Source organism: Peribacillus sp. NPDC076916 (assembly GCF_050269675.1).
Taxonomy (GTDB): Bacteria; Bacillota; Bacilli; order Bacillales; family DSM-1321; genus Peribacillus; species Peribacillus aracenensis.
In genome coordinates this window covers 117,958-131,868 of record NZ_JBNNIU010000002.1, presented here as the reverse complement: position 1 = coordinate 131,868, position 13,911 = coordinate 117,958, and the positions used below count along the sequence as shown (strand labels likewise).

15 protein-coding genes are annotated in these 13,911 nt (G+C 40.1%); 4 read left to right on the top strand and 11 right to left on the bottom strand.

Annotation, left to right across the window (positions count from 1 at the left end):
• Positions 1-34: 34 nt before the first annotated feature.
• Complete coding sequence (locus ACQKFG_RS05610) at positions 35-415, bottom strand: Spx/MgsR family RNA polymerase-binding regulatory protein (RefSeq protein ID WP_192205498.1); 381 nt, start codon at positions 413-415, stop codon at positions 35-37.
• Between the two features lie 215 nt (positions 416-630).
• Here ACQKFG_RS05610 and ACQKFG_RS05605 point away from each other — a divergent pair, with 215 nt between their 5' ends.
• Together ACQKFG_RS05605 and ACQKFG_RS05600 are read left to right on the top strand one after the other, a co-directional pair.
• Positions 631-1,326, top strand: a complete 696-nt coding sequence (locus ACQKFG_RS05605) for a helix-turn-helix transcriptional regulator (protein WP_192205500.1) — start codon at positions 631-633, stop codon at positions 1,324-1,326.
• A gap of 85 nt (positions 1,327-1,411) precedes the next feature.
• Positions 1,412-1,654, top strand: a complete 243-nt coding sequence (locus ACQKFG_RS05600) for a DUF2626 domain-containing protein (protein ID WP_076365317.1) — start codon at positions 1,412-1,414, stop codon at positions 1,652-1,654.
• Positions 1,655-1,709: 55 nt separating this feature from the next.
• On the opposite strand, the gene ACQKFG_RS05595 is transcribed toward ACQKFG_RS05600, so the two are convergent.
• A complete protein-coding gene (locus ACQKFG_RS05595) occupies positions 1,710-2,828 on the bottom strand; it encodes a class I SAM-dependent methyltransferase (protein WP_427556935.1) in 1,119 nt (372 codons plus the stop codon).
• A gap of 374 nt (positions 2,829-3,202) precedes the next feature.
• Positions 3,203-3,829: an MBL fold metallo-hydrolase gene (locus tag ACQKFG_RS05590; protein WP_192205504.1), complete on the bottom strand. Its 627-nt coding sequence runs from the start codon at positions 3,827-3,829 to the stop codon at positions 3,203-3,205.
• Between the two features lie 237 nt (positions 3,830-4,066).
• Here ACQKFG_RS05590 and ACQKFG_RS05585 point away from each other — a divergent pair, with 237 nt between their 5' ends.
• On the top strand, positions 4,067-4,240 hold the full coding sequence (locus tag ACQKFG_RS05585; protein WP_192205506.1) for a DUF2759 domain-containing protein: 174 nt from the start codon (positions 4,067-4,069) through the stop codon (positions 4,238-4,240).
• A 44-nt stretch (positions 4,241-4,284) separates the two neighbouring features.
• Here the strand turns inward: ACQKFG_RS05585 and ACQKFG_RS05580 are convergent, their stop codons facing one another.
• From ACQKFG_RS05580 to ACQKFG_RS05560, 5 genes are all read right to left on the bottom strand, one after another.
• A complete protein-coding gene (locus tag ACQKFG_RS05580) occupies positions 4,285-5,457 on the bottom strand; it encodes a hypothetical protein (protein WP_192205508.1) in 1,173 nt (390 codons plus the stop codon).
• A 162-nt stretch (positions 5,458-5,619) separates the two neighbouring features.
• Positions 5,620-6,786 (bottom strand): M14 family metallopeptidase, encoded by a 1,167-nt coding sequence (locus ACQKFG_RS05575; protein WP_427556930.1) that lies wholly within the window; start codon positions 6,784-6,786, stop codon positions 5,620-5,622.
• Between the two features lie 143 nt (positions 6,787-6,929).
• On the bottom strand, positions 6,930-8,783 hold the full coding sequence (locus ACQKFG_RS05570) for an LTA synthase family protein (protein WP_427556927.1): 1,854 nt from the start codon (positions 8,781-8,783) through the stop codon (positions 6,930-6,932).
• Between the two features lie 167 nt (positions 8,784-8,950).
• Entirely contained in the window at positions 8,951-9,922 is a 972-nt protein-coding gene (locus ACQKFG_RS05565) for an ROK family glucokinase (protein ID WP_427556924.1), read from the bottom strand.
• 15 nt (positions 9,923-9,937) lie between these two features.
• Positions 9,938-10,147 carry a YqgQ family protein gene (locus tag ACQKFG_RS05560; protein WP_076365307.1) on the bottom strand — a complete coding sequence of 70 codons (210 nt, stop codon included), beginning with the start codon at positions 10,145-10,147 and terminating at the stop codon, positions 9,938-9,940.
• Positions 10,148-10,360: 213 nt separating this feature from the next.
• On the opposite strand from ACQKFG_RS05560, the gene ACQKFG_RS05555 reads away from it, so the two are divergent.
• The gene (locus tag ACQKFG_RS05555) at positions 10,361-11,221 is read left to right on the top strand and encodes a hypothetical protein (RefSeq protein WP_427556921.1); all 861 of its coding nucleotides are present in this window, start codon (positions 10,361-10,363) and stop codon (positions 11,219-11,221) included.
• On the opposite strand, the gene ACQKFG_RS05550 is transcribed toward ACQKFG_RS05555, so the two are convergent.
• The 3 genes from ACQKFG_RS05550 to ACQKFG_RS05540 all read right to left on the bottom strand — a co-directional run bounded on the left by ACQKFG_RS05550 (position 11,216) and on the right by ACQKFG_RS05540 (position 13,773).
• Complete coding sequence (locus ACQKFG_RS05550) at positions 11,216-12,754, bottom strand: rhomboid family intramembrane serine protease (protein WP_427556918.1); 1,539 nt, start codon at positions 12,752-12,754, stop codon at positions 11,216-11,218. The genes ACQKFG_RS05555 and ACQKFG_RS05550 overlap by 6 nt on opposite strands.
• Before the next feature lie 181 nt (positions 12,755-12,935).
• On the bottom strand, positions 12,936-13,124 hold the full coding sequence (locus ACQKFG_RS05545; protein ID WP_192205532.1) for a hypothetical protein: 189 nt from the start codon (positions 13,122-13,124) through the stop codon (positions 12,936-12,938).
• A gap of 76 nt (positions 13,125-13,200) precedes the next feature.
• Entirely contained in the window at positions 13,201-13,773 is a 573-nt protein-coding gene (locus tag ACQKFG_RS05540) for a 5-formyltetrahydrofolate cyclo-ligase (RefSeq protein ID WP_427556915.1), read from the bottom strand.
• Between the last annotated feature and the right edge of the window lie 138 nt (positions 13,774-13,911).

The following is a 13,911-nucleotide window of genomic DNA, read 5'->3' as shown; positions in this document are numbered from 1 at the left end:
AAAAAAAAAATTCTCGAAAAAAATCGAGAATATCTCACATGCTCATTTTCAAATCAAAACTTTTGGAAACCAAATTTCTTAATGCGTCTACATTATGACCAATCACCAGTTTTTGCCCGTCTATGAGAATGGGCCTTCTTAATAACTTCGGTTCTTTTGTTAATAATTGGATTGCATCGGAAAGCATCATTTCGTCCATATTAATTTGTAAGTCTTTGTATGCTTCACTTCTTGTTGCTAAGACTTCATCAAGCCCTTCCGATGTCAATTCAAGAATTCTTTTTAACTCTGCTACAGTTGGAGTCTCTCTGAATAAATGTCGCTCATCGAAGGAAACTTGATTGGCCCTTAACCATTTTTTTGTTTTGCGGCAAGAGGTACAACTTGGATACGAAAAAAAAGTTAACTGTGCCATACTCATCACTCCCCGTTCACAATTTGTATACATTATCAATCTGTGTAACAATTGTATAACATTTGCACAACTATTGTATAGATATTTGCTTTATAAATCCGCTTTATTTGTGAACATTTTATAAATTAAAGGGAGTTTGCTCTTTCTCTTATTCCATTTTTTTCTGCCTGCATTATAATGGACATAGTTAAACTATGGAATTGCAGGAGGAAGTAATGGAACAAACGTTAAAAATAACAAACGTGTTAGCTGATCCCACCAGATATAATATATATCAGTATATTGTGAATAAGCATGGTGATGTATCGGTACAGCAAATCGCCGATTCTTTTAACATCCATCCAAATGTTGCCCGTTTGCATTTGTCAAAACTGGAGGATATCGATATGTTGACCTCGGATGCCCGAAAGACCGGGAAAGGCGGTCGTCCCAGCAGACTTTATCGATTATCCGATAAAGTCATTCAGCTAAATTTTCCATATAGGAACTATCAGCTGCTTTCAAAGATTGCCATCAAGACGATGATGACATTAGGGGAACAAGGAAAACAGGCACTTTATGAAACGGGAAAAGTATTCGGGGAGGATTTGATCAATCAGCAACTAGCCTTGACATCGATCGATGGACTTAGTTTTGGGGAAAAGGTCAATATGCTTAAAAATGCGGCTACCCTCGCAGGATTATCTCCTGAAATACAAGCAAGCGAAGAAGAAAATAAAATATACTTCCGTATCTTCAATTGCCCGTTTAAGGAAGTGGCTGAAGTGGAGCCAAGAACAATCTGCTCCATGCACAATTCATTTTTAGAAGGTATGTTCGAAGCTTTGTTTGAGAATGTCAATATTGTGGAATTAGAAAATATGATGTCCAATTGTGCAACATGCTCATATCAGGCTTCGGTTCTCACATAGAAACAAAAGGCATCCTTTACATTACCTTACAATTTCATTTATAATTATTTTGAATGTACACGTCTAGACATAAGGAGGGATTCGGGTGGAACGCATGTTCAGAGTATGTGGATTTTGGACAGGAATTATGGCAATTTTCTTTTATCTTGGCCATATGCATCAAACGTCTTTGCTTTTCTTTGCACAAACGATCTTTTTTGTACTTTTAAGTTATTTGAAATTATCTGAGCGCATGTATATTTATGTTTTCGGCGCCTATCTTACCGTTTTCTTTGCAGGGTTTTCCTACTGGAGCGTATTTATGATGACTCCGGGTACCGCGCATTAAGAACAAGCAATATTACATAACCCATGAATTTTGATTCATGGGTTTTTACTTGTCATCATTCAGGAAAGATCCTCACATCTTCTGCTAAATTCTTTGTTTGGAGCAGCACTTTGAAATGCTCACTAAATCCCCCTGGAACGATTAGCCCCCGAATTGCACGATTACGCTTTGCCGTTTTCGAGAATGGATCAGTTCCTTGATGGTCCTTCAATTCTTCCAATATCCCTGCTTTAAGCAAGAAATCATTTTGAAGAAATAGCCCCTGATTGGAAAGTTCCTTTCTTTTTCCAATCTCGAGTAATGTGTCAAAATGGATATGTGACGTCAAATCCATTTCACCAGGATACATAAGCGCATCTTTAATCATTTGATGCTGATGATAGCCCCTCAAGCTCCCTTGAAGATGAGCTGGCTCCTTCCATTCCCTTTCGGTATAGCCATAATCAATCGTAAGGAGAATACCCGATTCGATACAGGAAATGATTTTCTCATATTCAAGGACCATTTTTAGCGGAACTTCATATCGTTGTTTTTCATTTAAGGTGATAGTTCGTTCTGTAAGGTAAGATAGAATCTCAGGGTTGTCCAAAGGTTCCCTCTCTTCCACCAAATCGCCTTCCTTTTCAGTGACGAATAACTCTACCAGGGCTCCGTTATACTTTTCAATGACATGTACAGGCAGCGCGTCGAAAAGTTCATTTGAAAAGACGATTCCATTTACATTCGTCCATTTTTCTAAACTGGGGGCAGAAACTGCCTGTTTGAACATCCCAATACGTTCTTGCTGAACCTTTCTATGAAAGGGACTGCCATCCACAAGGATATAAGTCAGAGAGTCCCATATCTCCGGTTCCATTTCTTTTATGAAAACAAGGATGTCATAAGCCAGTTTACCGTCCCCTGCGCCGACCTCGATGATACTTGGTGAAACTCCGCACCTTTTTATCAAATAAACGAACCACCTGGCCAGTGATCTACCAAATGCATCCCCAACATTGCCAGACGTATAAAAATCCCCTCTTGAGCCAATTTTCTCTTTTGCGCGTGCATAGTAGCCTATATTTGGCGTATATAAAACAGCATCCATATAGTCATGATAGGAAATCCTTTTTTGGGGGCTTCCTGCAATCAATTCCTTCAAGTGATTTTTCAATACAATAGCCTCCGTCTCCATGATCTTCCACCATATTGAAAATTAAACTTTCCTTTTTCTTAATAAAACACAAAAATAATTTTTTTATCGACCATACATGAAAACAAATTTAAGGTTCACAAAATGTTCAATTTTTCATCTCACAGTTCTTAAGGGTGCCACCATTAAAAAAATGATTGCTTTCGGTAAATATTAATATACGCAACATGCTTCAGAGCAGGATCAGAAGAGTCATCCACACTAGGAAGACACCAGAAATTTTCTTTAAGCCTTTTAAAGGTGAATGTCAAAACGTTTTTTTATTCAGTATAGTTGCGGAAATGACCCATTTCAATATTTTTACATCATAAAATGCTAAAAATAAAACAGGTGCCATATGGCACCTGCAAAAGTCATTATCTCAAAAAGGGATTAGTATTCTTTTCATCCATAATGGTCGTGACAGGCCCATGCCCAGGAAAAACGATAGCATCATCAGAAAGTGTCAGCAGCTTCGTTTCAATGCTATTTAACAGCACTGCCTCGCTTCCCCCTATTAAATCGGTTCTGCCAACGCTTCCTTGGAACAAGACGTCCCCTGAAAAGAGGAAACGTTCTTCCTTCGCATAATACGAAACGCTCCCTGGTGAGTGTCCGGGAGTTTCGAATACTTCGAAAGTGAATCCTCCAATAGTAAGCTCCTGCTCATTTGCCAGGATGTGATCGGCAGGCTTCATTCGCATCGGATTTTCTGGGAACCAGTTTTGAGAACCATTCAACGCGGGATCAAGCAGCCACTTGGCCTCTTTTTCATGAATATATGCAGGGATCCCATAATGATCCCGAATAGCATCAAGAGCACCGATATGGTCAAAATGTGCATGTGTCAATAAAATCGCCAAAGGCTTTAAATTTTTTGTTTGTATGTACTGTATGATTTTCTGTGGCTCTTCACCCGGATCGAAAATGATGCAATCCTGTCCATCGGAGACTACATAACAATTCGTTTGCAGCGGACCTAAAGGAATTTGTTTCCATTTCATTTCCATCAACTCCAATATTATTTTCTATCTTCATCTTACACTAATTAAGCTGCTAATGTTAATCCAGTTTACTCAAGTCATAGAAGTGTCACCTATTAAACCTCGACAAATAATTGAAAAAATATTAAGATATTAACAAATGCAATCTTTTCTACATATTTTTGGTAGTTGCTTTATTCTCTGGGTATATTATTAGGGATTAGGTATTTATTCATTACGTAAAAAGGGGGTTTTGACATGATATTAATGGTTGTTTTCGGACTTGTGGCTATTTTAGCAGTAGCAGCTGTGTTTACCTCATTAAAAAAGAGAAACTTCTTAGGATTCATTTTTGCAGCCGGCAGTGCAGTCGTGTTTGGCTGGTTCACTGTCATGACTATCATCAACAGCGGTTTTCCTGTAGCCCATTGAAGAAAAAAGCTCGCCATCCGGCGAGCTTTTGTTTTTTTAGGTCATCATGTTTGTTTGAATAATCTTTGTATTTGATGGGTTTTCATATCAATGATTTTCTCAAATTGATATCCATATAAGCAGAAGTTGCCATCAAGCGAACAGCTTAATGGTTCATTTTCCATGTCCTTCATCAATTCTTCTTGTGTGCCTTTTTCCCAATTTAATTTAGTTAAGGTAAACCTTCCCTCATATTGGTCCGCATCTTTTGATTCATTAGGAATGAACGTGATGAATTCCTTGTTTTTTTCAATGAAATCATAGGATGGGATCACCCAATCTGAAAAGCTTTTCAATAGCGGCATGGAAAAAGAGTGGATCGGCTTGTTTGTAGAATCATAAAATGCATATGTACCCCGATCTTTTTTTTCTGTCTCCACTTGAATCGTCATCAGCGCTTTTTTTATCTTTTTAAAGTGAATGACATCGAGCATAACACTGTCCGCTCCATCCTCATTCAGCGCTTTTCTTTCTAGGGGAGCCGTCAAAGCAGGTTCTTCCTTGTCCCAATCCAGAAACATCAATTCATTTTCACTTGCCCATTGAGCAAAGGGCTGCGGAAAGTCCAGAGTTTCCATAGTTTGTTCATCTGGATTCAACACATAACTGCTGTATGTCCAATCTTCATAAAAACTCGAAACAAACAACTGGCCATCTTTAAATGAATTCCACTCATAAGCTAATTCATAGGCTGGGATCGCCACGGAATACAATGGATTTCCCGTTTTATCGAGTATTGTGATTGATGCTTTATCCGAAGATGTGAAGGACGATAACAAAATATGCGTACCAGACGGACTGATCGATACTTCAGAAAACGCAAAAGCCGGCTGATAGAAAACGGAAGTATCATTCGTCTCCAAATTCCATGTCATCAACTGGGATAATTCATTACCATCCCGCTTCACAGAATATAAAATGGTTTTAGAATCCAGCCATCCAAAAATGGCTTCGATTTTTTCCGTTTCTGCAGTCGGGACCTTTAAATTGCTTACTGAAATTTCCATGTTGGATTGGGAATGTTCTTTTTCCGTAACATTTACGGGTTTACTAAGGTCCTTGGAAGGCTCACAAGCCGAGATAAGAAGGATAGTGGAGATAAATAATGGGACGAAACACAACATCTTACAAATGGAAAGCCGCATACAAAGTGCTGCTTTGGATACTTTAATCTCCACACACCTCCCACTTCAAAACTAAATATGTGAGCGAGACATTAGAAAGAGAGTAAGGACTGACCAATCGAATCCTTACTCTCTTTCATTATAAAGTAAAAAAGAGAAAATGTGGCGGATAATGATCTTATATTTTTTTGGAAGTATATTCCTTAGAAGAATGCATCACATATATAGGCCTGCCATCAAAATCTTGACAGAATCTTCATATATGCCAGGCAAATGGGATAGCGGAAGCGGATTGATGCCCTTTCCCAGTTCGATTGTGAATCCGCCCCGTTTAAATTCCTGAATGAACCAATCTTTATACCCGGCATGGCTGTCAACATATTGTACGGACCGATATCCGCTGCGCTCCTCAAACTCCCTCGCAACATTCGCTGCCTGTTCGGGTTCATGGCCCTCATATCCCCAATAGAATTCTTTTCCCTGGGTGTGAAGTGCAAGCACTCTTTCAAAATTCCGTCTTATTGCCAGCTCCTTCATGGCCAATGCTTCTGGTTCTGATAGCGCGGTCTCTCCTGGAAAATCCCTCGGGGCAGGAGCTTTTGGAATCTTTCTGCGCTTTTCAATCTCCCAATTGGCAGGATATTGATTATTCAGGTCTACACCGCGGATATTGGCTTTCCAAGCATAAAAAGCAGGATTTCCATTATTTATTTTTAAAACATCAACCTTCCCCTCTGCCGCCTCCTTCCCCTTTAGGACAAGCTCGACTCCATCCGGATTCACCATTGGAACCATCGAAATGGTCATATCCCGATAGAAGGGCATACAATCCATTTCACATAGTGTACGATCATTCGTTACCGCCAGCAGAAAATCATTCAGCCATTTCATCAAAACTGCCGTAGTGATCCATTCATTAGCATGGAATGAACCGTTATAATGTATGACCTTTTCACCTTGACCGATTCTTACCTCAAGTAGTTCTTTTCCCAACACACTCCTCCCGATCGATTCAACCTTAATAAAGGGGTAATGAAAAGATAGAATATCGAGATCGTCAAGAAGTGATTGATATCCATAAGGCTTGTCGGTGACAATCATGGGATTCATCACCCGGACGGGTACGGAAAAAGGTTTTTGTCCATCTTGATTCAACAATATTATCCCATCGATGGGCATGTGATATTGTAAAGCGATTTCGGCAAAATCAATATCTAACCGGGACTCTTCCTGAACAATGTACCCAGGTATCTGTACTTCCCTGCCATTTGGCAAAACCCCGCCAGTAATGGCGGGATTGGCATCCTCAATCAAAACCCGAGGAACTCGGAACAATTGACTGTAATATGTCAAATCATCCCCGCTTCTGCTCACAACTTTCATTCATCCTCCGCCCCTTTCATTGTTTTATCTTTATGAAGCGAAAAACAGAAAGATGTTCAGGAAGACTCATATGTTTCATAATTGTAGTGCTACTGACTCTACCGAAAAAATAAAAAAACCTGGATTGTGCCAGGTTTCCTTTTTCAACGTTGCTCATAAAATCGGAGCAAATCCCCATAAATGATTTTGTCGGAGTACTCAAGTTCCTGCTTTGCCTTATCCAAATACTTTTCACATGAATCCTTTGCTGTCGCCGCTCCGGTCTTTTTATCATAACAGGTATCCATCGTATAGAGATGATCCTTTGTGATGAAACTGCTATCGCGAAGAACAGTGAATTCCAATTTTTCATCAGAAAAAAGATCTTTGCCGAATTCAATATAATCATCATTTTCAATCCCCAATAAATGAAGGAGAGTAGGCCTTACATCAATTTGGCCGGAAACGGTGGAAATCATTTTCCCCTCCTGCCCAGGGATATGTATGATGAGCGGGACACGCTGAAGTTGGATGGATTCGAAAGGCGTGATTTCCTTCCCAAGGAACTGGCTCATGGCAGAGTTGTGATTTTCCGAAATTCCATAATGGTCACCATATAGTACAATAATGGAATCCTCATATAATCCATCACGTTTCAAATCACCGATAAATTGTTCCAAGGCTTCGTCTGTATAACGTACAGTCGGAAAATACTGATTCAAAGTTTTGGAATTCGAATCATATGGTTCCAATGTCCGGTCTTCTTCATTCAAAGTGAATGGAAAATGATTGGTTAACGTTATGAACTTGGCATAAAAAGGCTCAGGCATCCGCTTCAAGTGAGAGATTGATTGCTTGAAGAACGATTTATCATTCAAACCCCAATTGATGGAATTCCCTTCAGAGACTTTGTATTCATCACTATCATAAAACCGTTGGTACCCTAGAGAAGCGTACATTATGTCACGATTCCAAAAGCTTTTCTTATTGGCATGGAAGGAAGCCGTATTGTAACCTTTTTCCGTTAAGATTTCGGGGGTGGCTTTGTATTCATTTTGGGCATGAGTGAAAAATACGGCACCCCTACCTAAAGGATAGAGGGAATTCTCAATAATGAATTCTGAATCGGATGTTTTCCCCTGGCCAGTTTGGTGATAAAAGTTATTGAAATAATAGCTCTCTTTAATGAATTGGTTCAGAAAAGGAGTGATTTCTTCACCATTGACAGTTTTATTGATGACAAAGCTTTGAGTGGATTCCAATGATACTACCATCACATTTTTGCCTTTTGCCAAACCATAAAGGACATCATTAACCCCTTTTTGATTCGCACGGACATAATTTTCAATTTCCGACAATTCACTACCATCCGCAAGGGCCCGCTGAGCAGATGATTTCGTCTGTAATATTGCATCATACAGGTGATAATGATACGTACCGATATTCTTAACGAGGATTTCGCGGTCAAACGTTCTTGTCAGGAGTTCGGGACGCGCCGCTTCCGCTAAAGCCAAGTTAAAGAATGTCACTCCCAAAGCCATTAACAAAAAGAATTTACGGTCCTGGGGATTGTATCGACATTCATGGAATGTTTTTGGTCTGTATTTCAGCAGAAGCATCAAGACCAGAATATCGGCAAAATACAAAAGGTCACTTGGATTGATCAATTCATGTACACTGCTTCCAAGATCGTTCATATTGCTCGTTTGAAAAAGAACGGGAATGGTTAAAAAGTCATTGAAAAAGCGAAAAAAAACAAGGTTGGCAAAAAGGACGAAGGTGATGAAAAAACTCATGATCAATAAATATGCTGTCCTTCTATTTTCTTTTAAAAAAATATTCACGCCAAGAGTAAGCAAGAGGAAACTGACAGGATTGATGAATAGTATGAACTCCTGGATCCAATTATCAATATCTATCTCAAAACTTGTTTTATAAGCAATATATGTTTTAAGCCAAAGTGAAATCAATACGACCCAAAACAATGAATATCCCTGTTTTTTGAAGACCCCTTTCAATCCCGGTCCCTCCTCATCGAAAAAGCGCTGGAGCCATGATGCAGAGCGCCTCAATCATGGGGCATGGTTCTCGCAGGAACGATTGCCCCCGCCCTCAAAAGGGAAGCATTTTTTGAAGATTCCATCTTTTTTTCTTATAGCCCTGTTTTACACAGGGCAACAAGGAATCACGTATGCAGTTGGCTTTTAATGAGCCAGGCTGCACCTATTACCCCTGCATCATTGCCCAGTGTGGCCAGGCTGATTTTCGTTGATTTACTAACTCGTTTGAATGCATACTTTCCGAAGGCAGAACGGACAGGATCAAGCAAAATGTCTCCCGCTTGCGAAACGCCCCCACCAATGACGATTTTATCTGGATTCATGACATTCCCAACATGTGAAAGTGCCAGCCCCAAGTAATTGGCCACCTTATTTACCACAGCTTTGGACAAAGGATCACCTGCTGCAGCGCATTGGAATAACAGTTTGGAAGTAACCGCATTTCCCTCTTCGACTTTCTGCTGAAGCATTGACTGTTCATCGGCGTTATTCAAGGCCTCTAAAGCCATACGGACGATTCCCGTTGCCGAAGCAACCGTTTCCAAACAACCAGTCTTACCGCAATTGCATGGTGCGCCTCCGTCCGTTACGACCGTTATATGCCCTATTTCTCCAGCAGCCCCACTGGTACCATGGACAATTTGCCCATTATGGATGATTCCGCCGCCTACACCCGTTCCTAAAGTTACACAAACGAGGTCTTTGGCGCCATTACCGGCACCTTTCCACATTTCGCCTAAAGCTGCCATATTCGCATCATTATCGATCACAGCCGGAAGAGATGTCTCCACCTCCAATAAATCTTTTAGAGGATAGTCCTTCCAGCCTAGATTGACGGCTTCATATATGGAACCGTTAACAAATTTAACGGGTCCGGGAGCCCCCATCCCTATCCCCACTATCTTACTCTTCGGTTCATTAAGTTCCACGAGCTTCGCATCAATTGCTTTGGCTATGTTAATCGTGATGAATTTTCCCTTTTCGGAGATGTCCGTGCCGATTTCCCATTTATGAATAATCTCTCCGTATAAATTGATCAGAGCCAGTTTGGTAGTTGTACCGCCTAAATCCACACCCATCAGCCACTTTTCCATCATTCTCACCTTTTTTTATCAATTTTTTTTCTGTTTTTCCCTTTCAAGAGACAATTGCTGCCTAATCAAAAGAATCGCCATTTGATAATCTTTTGTATCCATCATCTGCATACGGTGGATTTCCCTTATTTCGGCTTCCATCAGTTCAAGCTCGGCTAAGCGATCACCAATATAAATAAATGTACCAAATCTTTTCAAGTATTGTTGAAGATCATAATATGTTTTCATAGTAAACCTCTTTACTCTTTTCTATAGGAAAGTATATCGAATCAGCCTCTTTGTAACAAGCGCCCATTTCCCCTTTGATAATTTCCCCCTTCCCCCTCATACATGTCCAATTTTATTCATATGATGAAATATCAAGAATGTGGACTCTTTCGATTTGATTTAACAGCTTAATGTTTTTAATGCATTCATCACGCGTGAAAACGGAGGGGAAAAATGAAAGTACAATTGAAGTATACCGTCTTTTTGGTTTTAACCACCATTTTTGTCATCCTTTATTTATCGAATCATAAACAGACAGAGGAAACCATCATTTTTTTTCCCATCGATTCCTCGCTCCATTTTGAACATGCCTCCACCCATCTGACACCGAAGGGTACCGGGGATTCCACCTATACCATCACTTGGAGGGTGGAGTCTACTTTGGACCAGCCTGCTTACTTACGCCAGGACGTATCGCTTTTATACAAAAATGGAAAATTGGCAGGAGCTTTAAAAAATTGGCGCCAAAATAAACAAGAACTCTCTCAAAAAGCAAAATCTAAAGAATCCGAGAGCGGGCGTTATGAAGCGGTAACGTTTCATTATGCCGAAGTTCATCCGAGTGACACAATTTTCACCAGTGCCCAGCAGCTCAGTAAAGATAAACTCTATACAGTAACGACACCGGCTTTTCAATTTTTCCACCGTCCCCTTTCAGAAGAACAGGTTCAGTGGAAAAAAACGCTGGACGGCTTGACAGATCAAACGGTTCGAAATGGTTTGGAGAAAGCTGGTCAAGCTTTTCAGGTTAATCTGGAACAATACAATATCATCTCTTTAACAGATCTGCCCTCAAAGAAAAATCAATGGCTTGCTGCCTTTCCCCAATTCAAACGGGAGGAAATCGTGGGAAAACTATGGGAAGGTCTTTACAAAAATTATGTGTTGGGAATAAAAAAGGAGGATGGATCCACTGTGACTCCACAAGGTAGCACCACCCCCCTATTGCTTATGGCGAAGAATCAAAGTGAAATACTTGTCTTGTTTACCCTGAAAGACGGTACCCCAATCATGTTGCGTCAAAAGTTGTTATAGTTGCTTTTCAATTTCCGCCAGAAGTTTAGTGTATGACTTATTATCCGGGGCAAGCTCAATGGCCTTATCAGCTTGCTCCTTAGCTTGATCGAATGATTCGAGATTCATGTAGACTAAGGCAAGATTGTAATGGGCTTCATGCAAATCAGGATTACTTTCAATCGCTTTTTCATAATAATCCCTTGCTTTGTATATGTCCTTTTTATCAAAAGATAAATTTCCCAGCATAAAAAGCGATAGCGGTGCTTCAGGATTTGCATCCACATATTTGAATAGCATCTCTTCCGCTTTGTCCTCTTCATCATCATCTATATATTTCTGGGCCATTATGGCCATGGTATTATCATCTATAGCTGCACTTTCCTGATGATTGAAACCAAATTGCAGCAGGGCATAGGTCAGTATTACCGTGCCTATCAGAAAAGCCAGCTGCCGAAAGATATTCTTGGATTTTGGCAGGTGGACCACTCCAGCAGCCAAGAACCCTCCGATCAAACCTCCGATATGTCCTGCATTATCAATTCCCGAAACGGTGAAACCATATATTAAGTTAATGATGATCAACACGATCACCGATGAGCCCATCGAGCGCATGAATAATTTCGGATAGACGATGCCAAAGTACAGAAGTGCCCCAAAGCAGCCAAAAATGGCTCCGCTCGCTCCCGCGGATAGATTCGGGGTCATGATGAAGCTTCCTAAAGTTCCAGCGAAACCAGCGAATATATAGATGATAAGGAACCTGGCATTCCCATAAATCCTTTCAACTTCAGCACCGATTAAATATAATGAAAATGTATTCATCAGTAAATGAATGAACCCAATATGGACGATCATCGGTGTAAAGAACCGCCACCATTCCCCTTGTATGATATAAGGGGAAAATTTCGCACCAAACTCGATCAAAGTTTTGGAATTGGTGCTGCCTCCATTAAACCCCATCAAGATGAATATAGCTATTTGTATCGCCATGAATATATATGTAAAGAATGGCTTATTGGCATTTTGAAATACCTTTTGCTCTGCCTTAGCCTTTTTAACTGACTCCGAGATGGCGGCCTTCTTTACTGCGAGGACCTTTTCCTCATCTATTTCATTTTCTTCACGAATTTGAATTGAAAGTGGCTTTTTCAAAACAAGTTCAAGGTTTTGCAACGAATCATGAATGTTTTCACACGTTAGAAGAAACGTGTTAACATTCGTTTTTTTAAAGGAAGCCACCCGTGAACTAAATTCATGATCATCCACCGGGGCGAATTTACTAACATAGATACTTAATATATTTATGGGCTTCTTGTATAATTTCCTTCTGATCCTTTCCCCATTCTGCAATGTTCGTTCGATATCGCGTTTCAGCCAATTAGCCCAATCCAAATCATGTCGAATGAGTCTTATGACTGGAAACTCCTTATTCTTATCGCTCTCAAGCCAAATCTCCTGATGGTTTTCCGTGACAGTGATCATTCGATAATCATAATGGGCAGTCAACTCCCTTATGGTTTCCCAAAACAAATAATCCTCTTTAAATCCCAATGCCTTCCCCACTTTCCAATGAAACTTAAGCTTTTAAAATTCCTGTTTCTATAATTAAAACTATAGACGAAAACATGTAAAAAGTAAAAAAGGAGACTGTTAAAATCCACTCCCCCCTATCCTTATAAATAAAATAAAAAAGGAACCCCTGATCAGGTTCCTTTTTAAGATGCTGGCATCCTCATTTAGTCTGAGTGAACATGCTTTGCATCATTTTATCCCTGAACATTGGCATATCCAAGGATTTTGTCACTAGAAATCTTCTCAGCATGCCGTTGGACAGCGCAACATTTATCAGGCGATACCGGTTTTGGTAACCTGCATAAACAACTAAACCTACCAAGAAGATTTGAATAATTAATCGAAGCATAACAATCCCTCCTATCAATAGTTTGATACAGGACAGGATTTTTATGAGCTAAAAGTGATAATTAATAATCTTCTTCTTAATGGGCATACGTGCGTATAACCCTGGATGGGGTAATGAGTTTGCCGACCGCTATATCATGTACCTCTATCGGGAGTTCATCCATTAATTGAAGCTCGTATGTAAGGGCCAATGTATCTCCCCGGTAATAGGATAGGAAACGGTCATAATAGCCTCCTCCAAAGCCTAGGCGATACCCTTCCTTGGTAAAAGCAAGACCGGGTACGATCAATGCATCCAAATCCTCTTTGTGAGCCTTGGCTGTATCAGCCACTGGTTCTAGCAATCCGTAATAAACAGACTCCAGCTGATTGAAGGACGAGATTTTTTTGAATTCCATTGTCTTTTTTTCAGGATCACATTTTGGTACAGCCACTTCTTTTCCTTCATTCCATGCTTGTTCGATGATCCGTACCGTTGGAACTTCAGGCGGGATGGAGATGGTGATGCCAATTGTTTCAGCTTTTTTCCATTCCTCCAGTGAAAATAAGTTTTCAGCGATTCTGTTCGATAGTTCCTCATGTTCTTCTTTAGTCAGCTGCATTAAACGGGACCTAACTTCTTGACGGAGCTTATTCTTGTTTTCTCTCATCTCTTCCGACTCCTTTAGTCTACTTCTATCATTATCTCATAATATTTGTCCATTTACGAAAATATGGTGTCGGAAATCGCCGAATCATTCGTGCATTCTGGTGAAAATATTCACTAAAGGAAAGAGAGAAAAGAGGGA

Coding starts and splice junctions, on each gene's coding strand:
- ACQKFG_RS05610 (WP_192205498.1), bottom strand. CDS start 415: ATGGCACAGTTAACTTTTTTTTCGTATCCAAGTTGTACCTCTTGCCGC.
- ACQKFG_RS05605 (WP_192205500.1), top strand. CDS start 631: ATGGAACAAACGTTAAAAATAACAAACGTGTTAGCTGATCCCACCAGA.
- ACQKFG_RS05595 (WP_427556935.1), bottom strand. CDS start 2,828: ATGGAGACGGAGGCTATTGTATTGAAAAATCACTTGAAGGAATTGATT.
- ACQKFG_RS05590 (WP_192205504.1), bottom strand. CDS start 3,829: ATGAAATGGAAACAAATTCCTTTAGGTCCGCTGCAAACGAATTGTTAT.
- ACQKFG_RS05585 (WP_192205506.1), top strand. CDS start 4,067: ATGATATTAATGGTTGTTTTCGGACTTGTGGCTATTTTAGCAGTAGCA.
- ACQKFG_RS05575 (WP_427556930.1), bottom strand. CDS start 6,786: ATGAAAGTTGTGAGCAGAAGCGGGGATGATTTGACATATTACAGTCAA.
- ACQKFG_RS05565 (WP_427556924.1), bottom strand. CDS start 9,922: ATGATGGAAAAGTGGCTGATGGGTGTGGATTTAGGCGGTACAACTACC.
- ACQKFG_RS05560 (WP_076365307.1), bottom strand. CDS start 10,147: ATGAAAACATATTATGATCTTCAACAATACTTGAAAAGATTTGGTACA.
- ACQKFG_RS05555 (WP_427556921.1), top strand. CDS start 10,361: ATGAAAGTACAATTGAAGTATACCGTCTTTTTGGTTTTAACCACCATT.
- ACQKFG_RS05545 (WP_192205532.1), bottom strand. CDS start 13,124: ATGCTTCGATTAATTATTCAAATCTTCTTGGTAGGTTTAGTTGTTTAT.
- ACQKFG_RS05540 (WP_427556915.1), bottom strand. CDS start 13,773: ATGAGAGAAAACAAGAATAAGCTCCGTCAAGAAGTTAGGTCCCGTTTA.